The organism is Streptomyces sp. NPDC127108 (assembly GCF_042677545.1).
Lineage (GTDB): Bacteria > Actinomycetota > Actinomycetes > Streptomycetales > Streptomycetaceae > Streptomyces.
The window spans coordinates 106,788-123,130 of sequence record NZ_JBHXTE010000024.1; the positions used below are offsets into that span (position 1 = coordinate 106,788).

The 16,343-nt window shown below is 72.5% G+C and carries 11 protein-coding genes and 1 tRNA gene; 7 read left to right on the top strand and 5 right to left on the bottom strand.

The annotated features are described in order from the left end of the window. Positions 1-271: 271 nt before the first annotated feature. From ACFVHO_RS21630 to ACFVHO_RS21645, 4 genes are all read left to right on the top strand, one after another. Complete coding sequence (locus tag ACFVHO_RS21630) at positions 272-2,590, top strand: DegT/DnrJ/EryC1/StrS family aminotransferase (protein ID WP_385716860.1); 2,319 nt, start codon at positions 272-274, stop codon at positions 2,588-2,590. Next, the gene (locus ACFVHO_RS21635) at positions 2,587-3,957 is read left to right on the top strand and encodes a hypothetical protein (RefSeq protein WP_385716863.1); all 1,371 of its coding nucleotides are present in this window, start codon (positions 2,587-2,589) and stop codon (positions 3,955-3,957) included. The genes ACFVHO_RS21630 and ACFVHO_RS21635 overlap by 4 nt, the downstream gene beginning before the upstream one ends. Further along, positions 3,954-5,102 carry a hypothetical protein gene (locus ACFVHO_RS21640; RefSeq protein ID WP_385716865.1) on the top strand — a complete coding sequence of 383 codons (1,149 nt, stop codon included), beginning with the start codon at positions 3,954-3,956 and terminating at the stop codon, positions 5,100-5,102. Before ACFVHO_RS21635 ends, ACFVHO_RS21640 begins: the two co-directional genes overlap by 4 nt. Positions 5,103-5,223: 121 nt before the next feature. After that, a complete protein-coding gene (locus ACFVHO_RS21645; RefSeq protein ID WP_385716867.1) occupies positions 5,224-6,081 on the top strand; it encodes a phytanoyl-CoA dioxygenase family protein in 858 nt (285 codons plus the stop codon). Here ACFVHO_RS21645 and ACFVHO_RS21650 read toward each other — a convergent pair. Then, positions 6,021-7,097, bottom strand: coding sequence for a Gfo/Idh/MocA family protein (locus ACFVHO_RS21650; RefSeq protein WP_385716870.1), 1,077 nt, complete (start codon positions 7,095-7,097; stop codon positions 6,021-6,023). The genes ACFVHO_RS21645 and ACFVHO_RS21650 overlap by 61 nt on opposite strands. A 22-nt stretch (positions 7,098-7,119) precedes the next feature. Then, positions 7,120-8,142, bottom strand: coding sequence for a zinc-binding dehydrogenase (locus ACFVHO_RS21655; RefSeq protein WP_385716872.1), 1,023 nt, complete (start codon positions 8,140-8,142; stop codon positions 7,120-7,122). Positions 8,143-8,534: 392 nt separating this feature from the next. Between ACFVHO_RS21655 and ACFVHO_RS21660 the strand changes: the two genes are divergently transcribed. Further along, positions 8,535-10,064 (top strand): glycoside hydrolase family 3 protein, encoded by a 1,530-nt coding sequence (locus ACFVHO_RS21660; protein WP_385716875.1) that lies wholly within the window; start codon positions 8,535-8,537, stop codon positions 10,062-10,064. A 692-nt stretch (positions 10,065-10,756) separates the two neighbouring features. After that, the gene (locus tag ACFVHO_RS21665; protein WP_385716878.1) at positions 10,757-11,980 is read left to right on the top strand and encodes a cytochrome P450; all 1,224 of its coding nucleotides are present in this window, start codon (positions 10,757-10,759) and stop codon (positions 11,978-11,980) included. A 62-nt stretch (positions 11,981-12,042) separates the two neighbouring features. Here the strand turns inward: ACFVHO_RS21665 and ACFVHO_RS21670 are convergent. Further along, positions 12,043-12,127: transfer RNA gene (locus ACFVHO_RS21670), tRNA-Leu, on the bottom strand. 148 nt (positions 12,128-12,275) lie between these two features. Between ACFVHO_RS21670 and ACFVHO_RS21675 the strand changes: the two genes are divergently transcribed. After that, entirely contained in the window at positions 12,276-13,610 is a 1,335-nt protein-coding gene (locus ACFVHO_RS21675) for a DUF2254 domain-containing protein (RefSeq protein WP_385716881.1), read from the top strand. Positions 13,611-13,684: 74 nt separating this feature from the next. Here the strand turns inward: ACFVHO_RS21675 and ACFVHO_RS21680 are convergent, their stop codons facing one another. Together ACFVHO_RS21680 and sucD are read right to left on the bottom strand one after the other, a co-directional pair. Further along, the gene (locus ACFVHO_RS21680) at positions 13,685-15,292 is read right to left on the bottom strand and encodes an aldehyde dehydrogenase family protein (protein ID WP_385716884.1); all 1,608 of its coding nucleotides are present in this window, start codon (positions 15,290-15,292) and stop codon (positions 13,685-13,687) included. Between the two features lie 155 nt (positions 15,293-15,447). Beyond that, positions 15,448-16,335, bottom strand: a complete 888-nt coding sequence (sucD, locus tag ACFVHO_RS21685; protein ID WP_385716887.1) for a succinate--CoA ligase subunit alpha — start codon at positions 16,333-16,335, stop codon at positions 15,448-15,450. Between the last annotated feature and the right edge of the window lie 8 nt (positions 16,336-16,343).

Sequence of the window (16,343 nt, forward strand, 5' to 3'; positions counted from 1 at the left end):
CTAGCCGCGCGCCCCCGCCCACCCTACCGCCCACCCGGCCCGCGATCCCCGCCCCCCCCCCCCCCGCCCGCCCAGGCCCGCCGGGCCGGTTTTTGAGGACGAGCCGCGAAGCGGCGATCAGCGGGGGCCCAGGGGGCAGCAGCCCCCTGGTTACGGGAAGGGGCGGGCCTGGGGCGCCCCGCGAGGGCCCCCACCCCCACCACCCCGCCCCGATACCGCACCCACCCCGATACCGCACCCACCCCGCACCCACAGGAGCGTTAGCCCCCGCATGCAGACCACCCACGTGCGCCGGCTGCTGAGAGCCGAACCGACGCTGCGCTTCGCCCCCACCATCTCCGACCCCGCCACCCACACGACCTGGTCCCGCAGAGTCCGAGCGGTGGTGGACCGCCTCGCCCGCGTCGAGCACGCCCCGCTCGACATCACGGCCGTCGACATCACGGCCACCTCCGCCGAGACCGGCCTGCGCCGCGAACACCTGACCCTCAACTCGCCCGTACGGGGCGCCTTCCAGGCGACCCTGCTGGCCCCGGCGGACCGCACCGAGGCCTCCCCCGGCCCCGCCGTCCTGGTGTTCGGCGGCAAGAACGCCCGCCTGGAACACCTCACCGGCGAGCACCCACCGGACTTCCCCGACCGCAACATCGCCGAGCACCTGGCACGCGCCGGTTTCGTCACGCTGACCTTCGAGCACGGCATCGGCGGCCTCGACGAGGAGCGCCGAGCGGGCCGCGAGGAGGGCGCGCTCCTCGCGCACGCCTTCGCGCTCACCGGCCACTCCCTGCTCGGCGCGCTCGTCGGCGACACCCTGGGCGCCCTGGACGTCCTCGCCGCGCACCCGCTGGTGGACGCCGACCGCGTCGGCCTGTTCGGGCACAGCCTGGGCGCGGCGGTCGCCCTGCACAGCGCGCTGCTCACGCCGCGCCCGCTGCCGGTGTGCGCGGCCAGCCACCTCGGCAGCTATCCGGCGCTGTACGAACGCCTGTTGACCGGGTACGAGGGCGCCGCCCTGCCGGGCATCCTGGAGTACGCCGACCTCGGCGACCTCTACGCCGCGCTGGCCCCGGCCCCGCTGCACCTCCAGTACGGCACCGCCGACTCCTATCTGGAACCGGCCGACGCCCGCGCCGCCGCGGGCACCGTCCGGCGCGGCTACACGGCGGCGGACGCCGAGGACCGCCTCGACGTCCACGAGCTGCCCATGGGCCACGGCACCCACGTACGGCACGCGGTCGACTTCTTCACACGCACCCTGTCCGGGCCGACCGCCGCCCCCGGCGACATCCCCGCGCAGCGCGTCCACTTCGGTGTGGCCGAGCGGCGCGCGGTCCTGGACCGGGTGGACACCGCGCTCGCCTCCGGCCACCTCACGCAGGGCCCCGGCTCGGCCCGGTTCGAGGAGCTGTGCCGCTCCTGGACGGGCCGCGAGGGGGTCGCCGTCGCGTCCGGCGCGGCCGCCCTGGAGATCGCCCTGCGCATCGTCGGTGTGGCAGGGCACACCGTGCTCGTGCCGGTCAACACGTTCTTCGCGACGGCGGCTGCCGCGGTGCGCGCGGGCGCGCGGGTGCGGTTCGTCGACATCGAGCTGGACGGCCTCGGCCTCGATCCGGACGCGCTGCGTGCCGCGCTCGACCGCCATCCGGACACGGCGGCCGTGCTGCCGGTGCACATCGGCGGCATCGTCTCTCCGGCCCTCGACGACGTTCTCACGCTGTGCGAGCGGCGGGGTGTGGCTGTCGTGGAGGACGCCGCGCACGCGCTGGGCGCGACGCTCAGCGGCCGGTACGCGGGTGCCTTCGGCCGGTTCGGGGCGTTCTCGTTCTTCCCCACGAAGGTCGCGATCAGCGGTGAGGGCGGCCTGGTGACCTGCGCGAACGCCGAGGACGCCGAGCAGGTGCGGCGTTGGCGCGACCACGGCAAGAGCGCGCAGGGCTCCACGCTGCACGATCGGCCCGGCGGCAACTGGCGCCTGAGCGAACTGCACGCCGCCGTCGGCACGGTCGACCTGGAGCGCTTCGACGACACGCTGGCGGCGCGCCGCGATCTCGCCTTCGGCTACGACGAGTTGCTGGCAGACGTGCCGGGCGTCCGCGCCCACACCGTGCCCGCGGCGGCGCACAGCAACTACTACAAGTACCTCGCCTACTTGGACGCGCCCGTGGACCGGGCGCTCCTGAAGAAGCGACTGCGCGAACGGCACGGCGTGTCGCTCGCGGGCGAGGTGTACGACCATCTGCTGTGCGACCAGCCGTATTTCGCGGCGGCGAAGGAGGCGCGGGAATCGGGGACAGTGTCGGCCGGCTCGGGGACGGGTGCCGGGGCATCAGGTGCGGCGGTGGCCGACCCGGCAGCGGGTGTGACCGACTCGGAGGCGGCTGTGACTGACTCAGGGGCGGTGGCAGCGGAATCGGGCTCGGTGGTGGAAGCCTCCGGGGCAGCGGTCGGGGCTCCCGGCGCGGCGGCCGACGGCCCCTTCGAGCAGGCCCGTTGGTTCGCCCGCCACCACATCGCGCTTCCGCTCTATCCAACGCTCACCCGGGCCGAGCAGTTCCGGGTGGTCGAGGCCTTGCGCGGCGAGTTGTCGTGACGGGGCCGGACGACGAGGCTCCGGTCCTCTCCGCGTACCGCAGGGGCGACTGGCAGCCGTCCCTCGACACGGCCCCGCTGCCCGGTGCGACGCGCGCCCGCCTCGCCCTCGTCCCGCACATCGTCGCCCACTCCGACCGGCGCTGGTGGGACGGCGTCCGCGCGGACCTGCCCGCACTGTCGGGCCGCCGCGAACTCGTCCTGTCCGCACTGGAGTTGTTCCGGCACGGCACGGTCACCGTCGGGGGCATCGGTCCGCAGAGCGCGGACGCCTTCCGGGCGGCCCTGTGGGAGAGCGCGGGGCTGCCGGGGCCGCTGGTCGAGCGGTGGGGGGCGATGCTGTACGAGGGGGCCGCGCGCCGCGAGGCCGTCGCGCCGGACGACGCGCTCGCCCTGGTGGCGCTGCCCGGCAACACCTTCTCCTGCCTGGACTCCGTCCTGGAGCAGGCCGAGCGGTCCGCGTGCGTGTGGGTGCGCCCGAGCCGCCGCGAGCCGCTGTCCGCGGCCCGGCTGCTCGCGGCGCTCCTCGCCGTCGGCTGGCCACCGCGGCGCCTCGGCCTGTACCCCACCGAGCAGCACACCCTGCACGGCCTCCTGAAACTCACCGACCGGCACATCGTGTACGGCGGTGCGGGGCTCGCCGCGTCGGTGCGGGACTCCCCGGCGCTGACGCTGCACGGGCCCGGCCGGGGCTGCGCACTCGTGTCACCCGGGACGGCGGCCGGTGCCGCCGGTGCCACCAGTCCTGCCGGATCCGCCGACTCCCTTGATCCCCATGATCCTCTGGCTCCCGTTGACTCCGTTGACTCTATTGATCCTGTTGACGGGCATGTTGACGGACCTGTTGAGGGCTCTGTTGACGAGACGGTGGCCTGGCTGCTGCCGTTGATCGCCGCGGATTCGGGCCGGTTCTGCAGCAACGTCCGCACGGTCGTGTGCGTGGATCACGATCCGGAGCCCCTGGCCAAGGCCCTCGCGGCCGCGCTCGACGCCCTCCACCCGGGCCCCGCCCCCGACCCGGCCGATCCCCGCTGGCCACTGACCGCCTTCCGCGACCCCGGCGAGGCGGACCGCGCCGCCGCGTCCGTACGCGACCGCCTGCGCCCCGACGACCGCCTGCTCACCCGCGAGCCGACGGTGGTCACGAGCACCGGCGTCGGCACGGGTACCGGCGTCGACGTCTACGTACGCCCCCAACTGGCCCTGCTCCATATCGATCCCGACGCGCCGTCCCACCCCCTCATCGGCCACGAGGTCCCCTTCCCCTTCGCCGCCGTGCTCGGCACCACCGCCGAAGCCGCGCGTGCCCTCGCCGACGAAGCCCTGTTCGTGTACCGACCGCCGGCGACACCAGGAGGAGCCCCATGACGACCGCGGCCAGCCGAGAACACGCCTCGCAGGTCACCTTCGACACCCTGTACGACACGTTGCGCGAACGCGTGCCCGAGCTGGCCGTGGACCTCGATGTGTGGACGCGGCGCATGATGCGCTGGCACTTCCACCCCGACACGGGCTCCCCGTTCTGGGTCGGACGGCGGGACCGGCTCGGCTTCGACCCGCTCACGGACGTCGACGGCTTCGCGGCGCTGGAGCTGTTCGGGCTCTTCGACAAGGGCGAGCTGCGCGCGGCGAGCGCCCTGGACCTGCGTCCGCGCGGGTATCGGGACCGGCCGTTCCGGGTCTTCGAGACGGGCGGCACCACCGGCGCGCCCTGCCGGATCGTGAACGTCACGCGCCTCGCGTACGACGTGGAGGTCTACCGGACCGTCCTGGAGGCGCGCGGTGTCGCGGGCGGCGACATCCTCGCGATGACGCCGAGCGGCCCGCACGCGTACGGGCACTTCGTGGAGGGCCTCGCGGACAGCTGGCGGGGCGCCGTGTACGCCATCGACTTCGACCCGCGCTGGGTGAAGGCGTCGCTGCGCGCGGGCGGCGAGGCGGACTCCTACACGTCGCACCTGGTGGAGCAGACCCTGACGTTGCTGGCCACCGAGCGGCCCGCGCTGCTGTTCACCACCTCCCGGCTGCTCCTCGAACTGGCCATGCGGCTGCCGCGTCCGCTGCACACCTACGGCATCCGCGCGGTGTGCACCGGTGGCACGACGTGCAGCGCGGCGGAGGCCGCGTTCCTGCGCCAGGAGCACCTGGACGGCGTGCAGTGGATCGACACGTACGGCAACACGCTGGCGGGCCACGCCCTGCAGGCCGACGCGGTGCCGGGCGCGCCCGCGCTGCCGGGCGGCACCGGGCACTCGTACCACCTGCCGCCGCCCTTCGCGGTCCTCCAGGTCGTCGATCCCGCCGACCCCTGGCGCGAGGTGTCCGTGGGCGAGCGCGGGCGGGTGCGGGTCACCACGCTCCTGGAGGACCTGTTCCTGCCGAACCTCCTCGAACGGGACAGTGCGATCAGGACGGGTCCGCATCCGTGGTTCCCCTGGGAGGGAGTGGCGGCGGTGCAGGCGTTCCACGACGGTCCGCCGGGCCCCGGGGAGGCGGTCGAGGGTGTCTACTGACCGGCGCTCCCCCATCTGTTGATGATCCAGTCGCCCTCCTCTCGGCCGTGACGACCGACCGCGCACTGGCGACCTGACGACTTGACGACCTGACGGCGACCCCCTGACGTAAGGACTCCTCGTGAATCTCTCGTCGAACGGCGTACCCATACCCTTCTCCCCCGAGTTGTTCGGCCCGCTGCGCGCCACCGACACGGATCGGATGCCGGACCCCGCCGCTCTGCGGGCGCGGCTGCACGCGGACGGATATCTGTACCTGCCGGACTTCCTCGACCGTGAGCAGGTGCTGCGGCTGCGCGCCAGGTACTTCTCCCAGCTGCCCGCGGGCTATCTCGCGCCGGGCACCAGCGCGCGCGAGGGCGTGTTCTCCGGGCGGGTCCCCGAGGGGCTCCCCGAGCACGGCGTGGCGGGGCATCCCGCGCACGCGTTCGTCCGCTCGGAGACCTTCGACCGGTTCCTCGACGATCCCCGACTGCGCAAGCTGGCGGCCGATCTGCTCGACGGCGACGCCCGGATGCTGCCGCGCCGCATCCTGCGCCACTTCCACCGCGGTGTGCGCCGGGCCTCTCGCGCCCATGTCGACTTCGACTACATGGACGAGGGTTCACCGCAGGTCGTCACGACCTGGATCCCGGTCGGTGACTGCCCGCCGCAGTCGGGGGCCCTGGTGTATCTGGAGGGTTCGCACGCCCTGCGGCCCGAGGAGTACGAGTCGCTGCGGGACACCACGGACCGGCCGGGCGACCGCCGTCAGATCTGCCACGACCTGGAGTTCACCGCGCGCAGCCTGGGCCGCCGCTGGCTGTGGACGGACTTCGCGGCGGGTGACGTCATGGTGCACCTGCCGCACATCATCCACGCCTCGCTGGACGCGACGACGGACGCGATGCGGCTGTCCATCGACACGCGTTTCGTCCGTCAGTCGGACACGCCGGACCCGCGGTGGCTGCGGGCCTGGTCGGCGGACGACGGCGCCTGAGCCCCTGTTCGGCCCGCGCGCCTGCCGCCTGCGGGGAGCGGCAGCCGGACGGGGCCGCCTCCCGCCGCGTCGGAGCGTTCCGCGGCCAGGAGGACCTCGTCGACCATGCGTGCCTGGGCGAAGGGGCACGCCGGTGGCCGCCCGGCCTCGACGGCGGCCACGAAGTCGGCGATGAGCGGCTGGTGGGGGTTCGGGGCGGGCGGCAAGGTCGTCTCCCGGTACCCCTCGGCGCCCTGGCGGCGCAGGCGGCCCGAGTCCAGCGGGTCGAGGGTGAGTGTCCGTCCGGCCCCGCTCACCTCGAAGCGGTCCTCGGGCGACTCCACGCTCCACTCGGCGCGCACCCGTGCCCGCGTCCCCGAGGCCCACCGCAGCTCCACCTCGGCAAGTCGCTCGGCGCCCTCCGGGAACCAGTGGTCGAAGTGGGCCCGTACCTCTTCGGGGCGCCCGAACAAGAGGTGGAGCAGGTCGAGCCGGTGGCTCCCGGCGTCGGCGAGCACCCCGCCGCCGGACAGGGCCGGGTCGGTCCGCCACCGCATCGGATGGCCGGGCCCGGGGTCGAACGCGCACCGGAACCGCACCTCCACCCGTTCCGGCGTCCACCCGTGCAGTTCCTCGCGCAGACGGCGCACGGCGGGGGCGAGTCTTCGGTAGTACGCAACTCCTGCGCACGGCAGCCCGTTGCCACTGCCAGCGCCACCACGGCCGCCGATCCTGACGCCCGGCCACAGCCCTCCGGCCAAGGGCTTCTCCACGAGTACGGGCAGACCGGCACGCAACACCCTCCCGGCCAGCGGTACATGGTGGACGACAGGAGTGGCCACGTACACAGCGTCCACATCCCGAATCAACATCTTGGCGTCGCCACCGCCGACCGGCACCCCGTGGCGGGCGGCGACGCGTGCGGCCCGCTCGCCGTCGCGGCCCCAGAGGCACACCGGTTCCTCCCCGAGCGCCCGGAGCGCGGGCAGCACCCGCCGCTCCACCACGTCGCCGTACCCGGCGATCCCCCATCTCACCGGGCCTGCCCCCGTCCGCGGTTCACGGCACGATCGCCACCTTCAGCGTCTCGGGCGGCGGCCCGTCGAAGGGGGCGCGCTCCGCGTCCGGGTAGAGGGACCTGCTGGCGGACAGTTGCTCCATGGCCTTGGGGAGTTCGTCGAGGGCGTACGTATGGGTGTGCAGGTCGGGCAGGCGCAGCGTGTCGTGGCCGTGGCGCAGGAGGCGTTCGGCGACGGCGAGGGCTTCGGCGCGCGCGGTGTCCACGGGTTCGGCGGAGCTGTGCACGCGCAGGCCCTTGCGCTCCCAGGTCACGAGGTCGACGGTGACGTGCGTGTCCACGTGGTGCGTGCCGAGCATGACGACCAGGCCGTTCTGGCGCACGAGGCCGACGCAGGCGTTGAGGGTGGTGGGGGTGCCGACGGCGTCGATGGCGACGTCGAACTCCTCCCCTCGCGCGGCGAAGCCCTCCCCGATGGCGGCGAGTTGCGCGGAGCTGCCGTCGACCCGGTGCACCGCGTCGGCGCCCGCGTGCCGGGACCGCTCCAGGCGCCAGTCGTCTAGGTCGGCGACGGCGACGTGGGCCGCGCCGCGCCGGACGGCCATGCGCAGCGCCATCTGGCCGACGGGCCCCTGGCCGAGGATGGCGACCCGGTCACCGAGCCCGATGCCGCGCGTGGCGTGCACGGCCAGCGGCAGGAGCTGGAGGATGGAGCCCTGTTCGAAGGGGATGTCGTCGGGGAGCGCGCCGACGGCTATCTCGCGCGCCAGGGCGTACTCGGCGTACCCGCTGGTCAGCGGTGTGCGGACGAAGACGCGCTGCCCGGTCGTGACGCGTGTGACGCCGGGGCCGGTCGCCTCGACGACTCCGGCGATCTCATGGCCGTAACAGCCGGTCGCGCAGTGCTCTCTGAGGCCGTAGTAGTGGTAGTACGCGAGGTCGCTGCGGTTGCAGACGCTGCACGATCGCACCCGCACCAGGACCTGGCCGGGGCCGGGCTCGGGCACCGGGGCGTCGGTGACCAGCCTGATGTCCCGCCTGCCGACGAGTTCGTACCGCCGCACGGTGTGCCTCCTTCGCCCGTGGCCCTGCCGGGCCGTGCCGCCGTCGCGGGAACGGCAGTTCGGGTGGCCGTTCCGCTCTCGGGAATTCCATCGCGTGAACCGGCGTCCTACAAGGTGGCCTCACGTGACCGGCGGGGCGGCCCGGCTTGATCGGTCCACGCCCGAACCTCATCCGGCCCACCGTGCTCCGCACCCTCGAATCGCCTCTCCCATCTGCCGGTTCACCTTCCGTTTCCTGCGGGTTCGCACTCCTTGACAGCTCCAATTGGCCTGAGCCAACATCCGATTGGCCTGTACCAAGCCGCCCGGCGACCCGACCATCGCCATCGGCGCGCTCTCGTCCACCGGCCGGCCGCCGCCCGGTCAGCCATCCGCCCACCGGAGGTCCCGGCATGGTTTCGAGCAGTCACCCGAAGCTGGAGCAGCTCGCCAACTCCGTTCTTCAGCCGGGGTTCGTGGGCACCACCGAGGCCCCGGACTGGCTGCGCCGCCGGATCGCCGACGGGCTCGGCGCCGTGGTGCTGTTCGGCCGGAACATCGTCGAGCCCGAGCAGGTCGCCGCGCTCACCACGTCGTTGCGCGCCGAGAACCCCGATCTGATCGTGGCCATCGACGAGGAGGCGGGCGACGTCACGCGCATGGAGGCCTGGACGGGTGCCTCGCGCCCGGGCAACCTCGCGCTCGGCGCCGTCGACGACGTCGACCTCACCGAGAGCGTCGCCCGCGACATCGGCCGGGAACTCCACGCGGCGGGTGTCTCGTTGAACTACGCACCGAGCGCCGACGTGAACTCCAACCCCCTCAACCCCGTCATCGGCGTCCGTTCCTTCGGTGCCCGCACCGACGTGGTCTCCCGTCACACCGCCGCCTGGATCCGCGGTCTGCAGGCGGCCGGTGTCGCCGCGTGCGCCAAGCACTTCCCGGGCCACGGCGACACCTCCGTCGACCCGCACTTCGGCCTGCCGCAGGTCCGGGGCACCGCCGCGGAGATCGCCCGCACGGCCCTGCCGCCCTTCATCGCCGCGACGGAGGCGGGCGTGCGGGCCGTCATGACGGCCCACCTGGTGGTGCCCGCCTACGACCCCGGGCTGCCCGCGACGCTCAGCACCCGCATCCTGAACGATCTGCTGCGCGGCGAACTCGGCTTCGACGGCATGGTGGTCACCGACGGCATCGAGATGGGCGCGGTCACCGACCGGTACGGCATCGACGGGGCGACGGTCCGGGCTCTCGCGGGCGGTGTGGACGCGGTGTGCGTGGGCGGCGACAGCGCCGAGCAGTCCACGGTCGAGCTGCTCGCCGGGGCGCTCGTCAAGGCCGTGCTCGACGGGCGGCTGCCCGAGGAGCGGCTCACGGAGGCGAGCGGGCGGGTACGGGAGTTCGCCGCCTGGTCGGGCGAGCGGTCGCGGGCGGTGGCCCGGGCGGGCGACCGCTCGGACATCGGCCTCGTCGCGGCGCGCCGCGCGGTGCGGGTGCACCGCCGCGCCGACGCGTCGGAGTTCCTTCTTCCGATCTCCGGGGCGTCGCATGTCGTGGAGCTGTCGCCGGTGATGAACCCGGCCGTCGACGGCGGCACCCCCTGGGGCGTCGCCGACCCGCTGCGCGACCTGCGCCCCGACACCACGTCCGTACGTCTGACCCAGTCCGAGCTCGACGGCCACGACGGCACGGACGAGGTCCTGGACCGCGCGGCCCTGGCCCCCGCCGACGGGCGCGCCCTGGTCGTCGTCGTGCGCGACGCGGCCCGCCACCGGTGGATGTCGGACACCCTGGCCCGGCTGCTGCGCACCCGCCCGGACGCGCTGGTCGTGGAGATGGGCGTACCGACGGGCGCCACGCTCGGCGCCGTCCACATGATCACCCACGGCGCGACCCGGGCCTCGGGCATCGCGGTCGCCGAGATGCTCGTGGGCAGCGCCTGACAATACGGCCCTCGCGGCAGGTTCTGCGTAAATTCGCACACCCCGCCGATCTCGCCCGGAGCGGGCCTCAAACATTCCCGCCGAACTCCGGCGATAAGATTCCGTCAAGAGCAATGCGGGCCTTATTGGAGGGCGTCCCGGCGACCGGACAACTCTTTACGGACCCTTAACGCACAAGGTCAATAGGGCTGTAAATCGAGTGGACATTAGGAACGCGTTAGAAATTCCGCCGGTGTCACCGTAAGCCACGCATCCGACGGACCACGCGGCGCGGTCCTCGAAATAGGGCATTGCCCCCTTCAGATTGCGACGTCACCCACCCTTTCCCCCTTGTGCGGCCTGGCCCTCGCAGGGAGGCAACCTCCCCACTCGGCACCGCGTCCTCACCTTGGCCCTCCGGCCAACCAGCCCCCACCGCGCTGCAGTTAACGGGCCCGAGGAACCGGAAGCGGCCCCTGGATATCCATCTCCGCGCTGCTATGTTCTGGTTCTGCGTTGATCACCCCGAGCGGGAGTCGACGGCGAACAAGACGCCGTTCACACATGCTCTCGGCCGTGATCTCGCAGCTGCCCGGTTGAAATCAACCGCATGCTCGTCTGCACCCTCGCGCCAAAACCCCGCCGTCCCGGCCCGGACGCGACCGCACCCGATAGTGCGGGGTTTTCCGCAGACCTAAGGAGATAGATTCATCGTGTCGGAGCAACTCGTCAGCCTGGCGCCCGAAACCATTAGCGACCCGACGAAATACGCGGATCTCCGCGAGAAGGGCCCGCTCGTCCATGTCTCCCTGCCCGGCCTGGAGACCCCGGTCTGGCTGGTCACGGGTTACGAGGACGCCAAGGACGCCCTGACCGACCCGCGTTTCGTGCGTGACGCCACCAAGCTGGCCGGCCAGGAGGGCCCCAGCATCGCGGACCAGATGATCGCGGCCTACGGCCTGCCCGCCGAGTACGCGCAGTACCTGGGCATTCTCGTGCTGTCCGACGGCGACGAGCACGCACGGGTCCGCAACCTGCTCGTCCGCTCCTTCACGGCCCGCCGCGTCAACGCGCTGCGCCCGCAGCTGGAGCAGGTCACCGAGGCCCTTTACGAGGGACTCAAGGCCAAGGGCGAGGCCGATCTCGTCAGCGAGCTGGGGTACGCCATCGCCGCCACGGCGATCTGTGAGCTGATGGGCGTGGAGGCGGCCGACCAGCCGACCGTCCAGGGCTTCATCCAGGGCTACGCCTCCGGTGACCCGGAGCACTTCATCCCCGCCATCCAGGGCATCGTCGAGTACTGCAAGGCGCTGATCGAGAAGCGCCGCGCCGAGCCCGGCGAGGACCTGGTGTCCGGCCTGCTGCAGGACGAGGGCGAGGACAAGCTCACCGAGACCGAGATCATCGCGGTCTTCCTGCTCCTGATCAACACGGGTATCGCGCCGCCCGCGCACTTCCTGAGCGAGGCCGTGCTCGCGCTGTTCGACCACCCTGAGGAGCTCGCCAAGCTGCGCGCGCAGCCGGAGCTGCTCGCCACCACGGCCGTCCCCGAGCTGCTGCGCTTCGCCAGCGCCGTGCCCATGGGCGCGCCGCTGTACGCGACCGAGGACCTGGAGTTCAAGGGCTGCCCGATCAAGCAGGGCGAGGTCGTCAACGCCTCGCTCCTCGGCGCCAACCACGACCCCGCGGAGTACACCGAGCCCACCAAGCTCGACATCTCCCGCAAGCTCGGCGCCGGCGTGGGCCACATCGCCCTCGGCCACGGTCCGCACTACTGCATCGGCGCGGCGCTCGCGAAGCTGGAGACGGAGATCGTCCTCAACCAGCTGCTGCTCAAGCACGAGGGCCTGCGGCTCGCGGTGGACCGCAAGGACCTGCAGTACGCACCGGTCCCGGGTGAGGGCATGCACCTCACCAGCCTGCCGGTGAAGTTCTGAGGTCGGGCGGACCCGGGAACGCGCACATCCCCTGCGGGAGAACCCGCAGGGGATGTGTTCTGTGTCCGAGGGGGGACTTGAACCCCCACGCCCGATAAAGGGCACTAGCACCTCAAGCTAGCGCGTCTGCCATTCCGCCACCCGGACTAGGTGTCTGTCGCTCCGGGGTGTTTCCCTCGGCGACGAAGACAACAATACCAAGGTTTCGGAGTGCCTTTCACCTGCGTATCCGTGACCTACGCCGGGTGGCCGCGCGTCGCGCGGCACGGTGCGCGTGCGCACCTAAGGTTTCACTATGAGTGACGGTTTGATCACGGATTCCGCGGGTGAGGGGCGGGCCCGGCGGCCCCGGGTCCTCTCGCCGCTGCGCGAGCATCTGCGGGACACGATGTGGTTCGCGCCCACGGTGGGGCTCATCGGCTCCCTGCTGCTGTGGTGGGCGGCCGCGGAGGTGGACGCGGAGCTGGTGCGGCTCCTGCAGGACGACGAGGAGTACGACACCCTCAAGGACCTGAACCAGCTCGCCGAGGACGCCAAGGCGGTCGTCAGCACCATCAGCTCGGCGATGATGACCTTCATCGGTGTCGTCTTCAGCATCTCGCTGGTGGCTGTGCAGATGGCCAGCGGGCAGTTCAGTCCGCGGGTGGTGCGGCTCTACGTCCGCTCCCGGATCACGAAGATGACGCTGACGGTCTTCCTCGCGACGTTCCTGTTCTCCCTGATGACGCTGGCGTCCTTCGACAGCGAGCAGGACCCGCGCCTGCTGACGAACGTGCCGCTGGTCGAGGGCCTGCTCGCGGTCCTCATGGTGCTGCTGAGCCTGCTCCTGTTCATCGCGTACGTGAACGGCACGCTGCGCATGATGCGCATCGGCTTCGTGATCGACCGGATCGCGCGCGAGGCGTTCCGGGTGGCCGTGAGGCATCCGACCGAGGGGGAACTCGACGACGAGAGCCTCGGCCCCGAGACGGCCCGGATCACCCATGACGGCCGGGCCGGGGTGCTGCGGGACGTGCACATCGCGCGGGTGGTGCGGGCCGCGCGGCGCCAGGGGGTCGTGTTGCGGCTGCTGCCGCGCATCGGGGACTTCATGGTGCCGGGCACTCCGGTGTTCGCGGTGTACGGCGGTCCGCCGCCCGGTCGTCGCGCGCTGCGTTACGCGGTGTCGGTCGGGGTGGAGCGGACCTTCCACCAGGACCTCGGCTTCGGGCTCCGGCAGCTGTCCGACATCGCGCTGCGGGCGCTGTCCCCGGCGGTGAACGACCCCACGACGGCCGTGCAGGCCCTGGACCGCATCGTGCAGTTCCTGGCGTCGGTCGCCCGCTATCCGCTGGGCGCGCTGCGCCATCGGGACCGGGGCGGTGCGGTGCGGCTCGTGCAGCCGGTGCCCGACTGGCAGGACCTGGTGGACCTCGGGCTCACCGAGATCCGCGGCTGCGCGGCCGGGCATCCCCAGGTCACCCGGCGCATGCTGGCCGGGATCGACGACCTGCTCCTGCTCGCTCCCGAAGGCCGCAGGGCGCCGCTCGTCCGGCACCGGGCGCTCCTGGAGCAGGCGGTGGAGCGACTGGTGCCGGAGGCCGCGGACCGCGACTTCGCGCTGCTGCCGGACCGGCAGGGCATCGGGTAGCCACCGCCTGGGCGGCAGCCGAACCCATGTGGTGGGGGTACGGGCGCCACGCCCCCGTACCCCCACCCCCGGGCTCAGGCCATCAGGTGATAGCTGGGGAAGTTCCCCGGCGCCCGCTCCCCCGCCGCGCCCTGGGTGACGGCCCGCACCAGCAGTTCTCCGCCGACGAACGCGCCGCGCCAGGACGCGCCGAAGCCGCCGAACAGCTCGTCGCGGTCCCCGCGTGAGCGGGGTTTGCCCCGGCCGGTCTTGAACGCCCGGATCTGCGGCGCCAGCCGGTCGAACGTCTCCGGGTCGTCGGTGGACAGGGTGGCGACCAACGCGCCGTTGGAGGCGTTCATGGCGGCGAGCAGCTCCGCCTCGGTGTCGACGAGCACGATCGTGTCGACCGGACCGAACGGCTCCGCGTGGTGCAGCGGGGACGACGGTGGCGGCGCGAGCAGCGTGACCGGCTGGACGTACGCGGAAGTGTCCTGGCCGGGCAGGAAGTGGTCCGCGTCGGGGGCTCCGCGGTACAGCGGCACGGCGCCGCGGTTGACGGCTTCCGCGACCTGGTCGGTCAGTTCCTTGGCCTTGGCCGCGTTGATCAGCGGGCCGAAGTCGAGTTGCGGGAACGGGTCCTCGGGTCCGGCGACGGCGAGCGGGTGGCCGACGCGCACGGTCCGTACGGCGGGCAGGTACGCGGCGAGGAAGGAGTCGAACAGCTCGCGCTGGACGACGAAGCGGGGGTAGGCCGTGCAGCGCTGCTTGCCGTAGTCGAAGAGCTTGGGGATCACCGCGCCGAGCGCGTCCCAGTCGCTGTAGTTCCAGATGCCCCAGGTGTTCAGTCCCTCCTGTTCGAGGATGTGTCGTTTGCCGAGGTCGGCCACGGCCGTGGCGACGGCGGCGCCCGTGTCCCGGCCGCCGACGAAGGAGACACAGCCGATCTCGGGGGCGCGCACGAGCGCTTCGGACAGCTCACCGCCGCTGCCGCTGACGAGGGTGACGGGAATCCCTTCGCGGGCGGCGAGCGCGCAGGCCAGGGTGAGACAGGAGACGCCGCCGTCGGTCGGGGTCTTGGCGATGACCGCGTTTCCTGCCAGTGCCTGTACCAGCATTGCGTGAACGAGCACGCTCATCGGATAGTTCCAGCTCGCGATGTTCGAGACGGGCCCCTCCAGCGGGGACCTGCCCTCGACCATCGGCTCGATGCCGTCGACGTACCAGCGGACGCCGTCGATGGCCCGGTCCACGTCGGCTTGCGCGAGCCGCCAGGGCTTGCCGATCTCCCAGACGAGCAACAGGGCCAGGAGTTCCCGGTGTTCGGTGAGGCTGTCGAGGGTGGCGGCGACGCGGGCGCGGCGCTCGGGCAGCGGGACGTGGCGCCAGGTCCGGTGCTGGTCGAGCGCGGCGCGTACGGCCCGGCGGGCGGCGTCGGCGTCGAGTCGGGGCGGGCCCGCTATGGGGCTCGCGTCGACGGGGCTGGTGGCGGGCAGGGGGCGGCCGTCGGGGCGCCAGCCGCCGTGCCACAGGTTGAGCACGCGGTCGTCCCGGAAGGCTTCGGGGGCGACGGTGAGGCAGCGCTCCCAGGCCTGGTTCCAGGCCGTTCCGGCCTTCAGGACACGAGGGACACGAAGGAGAGGAGGGACGGGAGGGGTGTGGGGGTCGTCGGGGACGGAGGGGTTGTCGAGGGTGGGTGCCATTCGGTTCTCTCCGCTCACGGTGCACAGTCGGGGCGGGGTTGCATGGCTGCGCGTACGGGACGACGGTGGTCGCGGTCTTCGTACGTCGCTCGGGGACGCTAGTGGAGGCGCGGCCGGTCACCTATGAGTGAGGTCACTTCCGACCGGGTCGGGTGTCAGCGCGAAGTCCCCGCGAGGGTGTCGAGCACCAACTGAGCGGTCTGTGTGGGGGTGTTGCCGACCTGGACGCCGACGGCCTCCAGTGCGGACTTCTTCGCGCGCGCGGTGCCGGAACTGCCGGAGACGATGGCGCCCGCGTGCCCCATGGTCCGGCCCTCGGGTGCGGTGAACCCGGCGATGTAGGCGACGACGGGCTTGCTCACGGACTCCTTGATGTAGGCCGCCGCGCGTTCTTCCGCGTCGCCGCCGATCTCCCCGATGAGGACGATGAGTTCGGTGTCGGGGTCGGTCTCGAAGGCGGCGAGGCAGTCGATGTGGGTGGTGCCGACGACGGGGTCGCCGCCGATGCCCACGCAGGTGGAGAAGCCGGTGTCGCGCAGTTCGTACATGAGCTGGTAGGTGAGGGTCCCGGACTTGGAGACCAGGCCGACGCGGCCCGGCTTGGTGATGTCGGCGGGGATGATGCCCGCGTTGCTCTGGCCCGGGGAGATCAGGCCGGGGCAGTTGGGGCCGATGACGCGGGTGCCGTGCCGCTGGGCGTACGCGTGGAGGACGACGGAGTCGTGCACGGGGATGCCCTCGGTGATGACGACGGCGAGGCCGATCCCGGCGTCCGCCGCCTCCATGACCGCGGCCTTGCTGAAGGCGGGCGGCACGAACACGACGGTGACGTCCGCGCCGGTGGCGTCGATGCCCTCGCGCACGGAGCCGAACACGGGCACCGCGCGGTCGTCGAAGTCGACGCTGCGGCCCGCCTTGCGCGGGTTGACGCCGCCGACGACGTCCGTGCCGGCCGCGAGCATGCGCCGGGTGTGCTTCATGCCCTCGCCCCCGGTCATGCCCTGGACGAGGACCTTGCTCTCTTTGGTCAGATAGATGGCCATGGCCGGCT

Excerpts from the sequence above, each read along its gene's own strand:
- ACFVHO_RS21630 (WP_385716860.1), top strand. The coding sequence starts at position 272 with ATGCAGACCACCCACGTGCGCCGGCTGCTGAGAGCCGAACCGACGCTG.
- ACFVHO_RS21640 (WP_385716865.1), top strand. The coding sequence starts at position 3,954 with ATGACGACCGCGGCCAGCCGAGAACACGCCTCGCAGGTCACCTTCGAC.
- ACFVHO_RS21660 (WP_385716875.1), top strand. The coding sequence starts at position 8,535 with ATGGTTTCGAGCAGTCACCCGAAGCTGGAGCAGCTCGCCAACTCCGTT.
- ACFVHO_RS21675 (WP_385716881.1), top strand. The coding sequence starts at position 12,276 with ATGAGTGACGGTTTGATCACGGATTCCGCGGGTGAGGGGCGGGCCCGG.
- ACFVHO_RS21680 (WP_385716884.1), bottom strand. The coding sequence starts at position 15,292 with ATGGCACCCACCCTCGACAACCCCTCCGTCCCCGACGACCCCCACACC.
- sucD (WP_385716887.1), bottom strand. The coding sequence starts at position 16,335 with ATGGCCATCTATCTGACCAAAGAGAGCAAGGTCCTCGTCCAGGGCATG.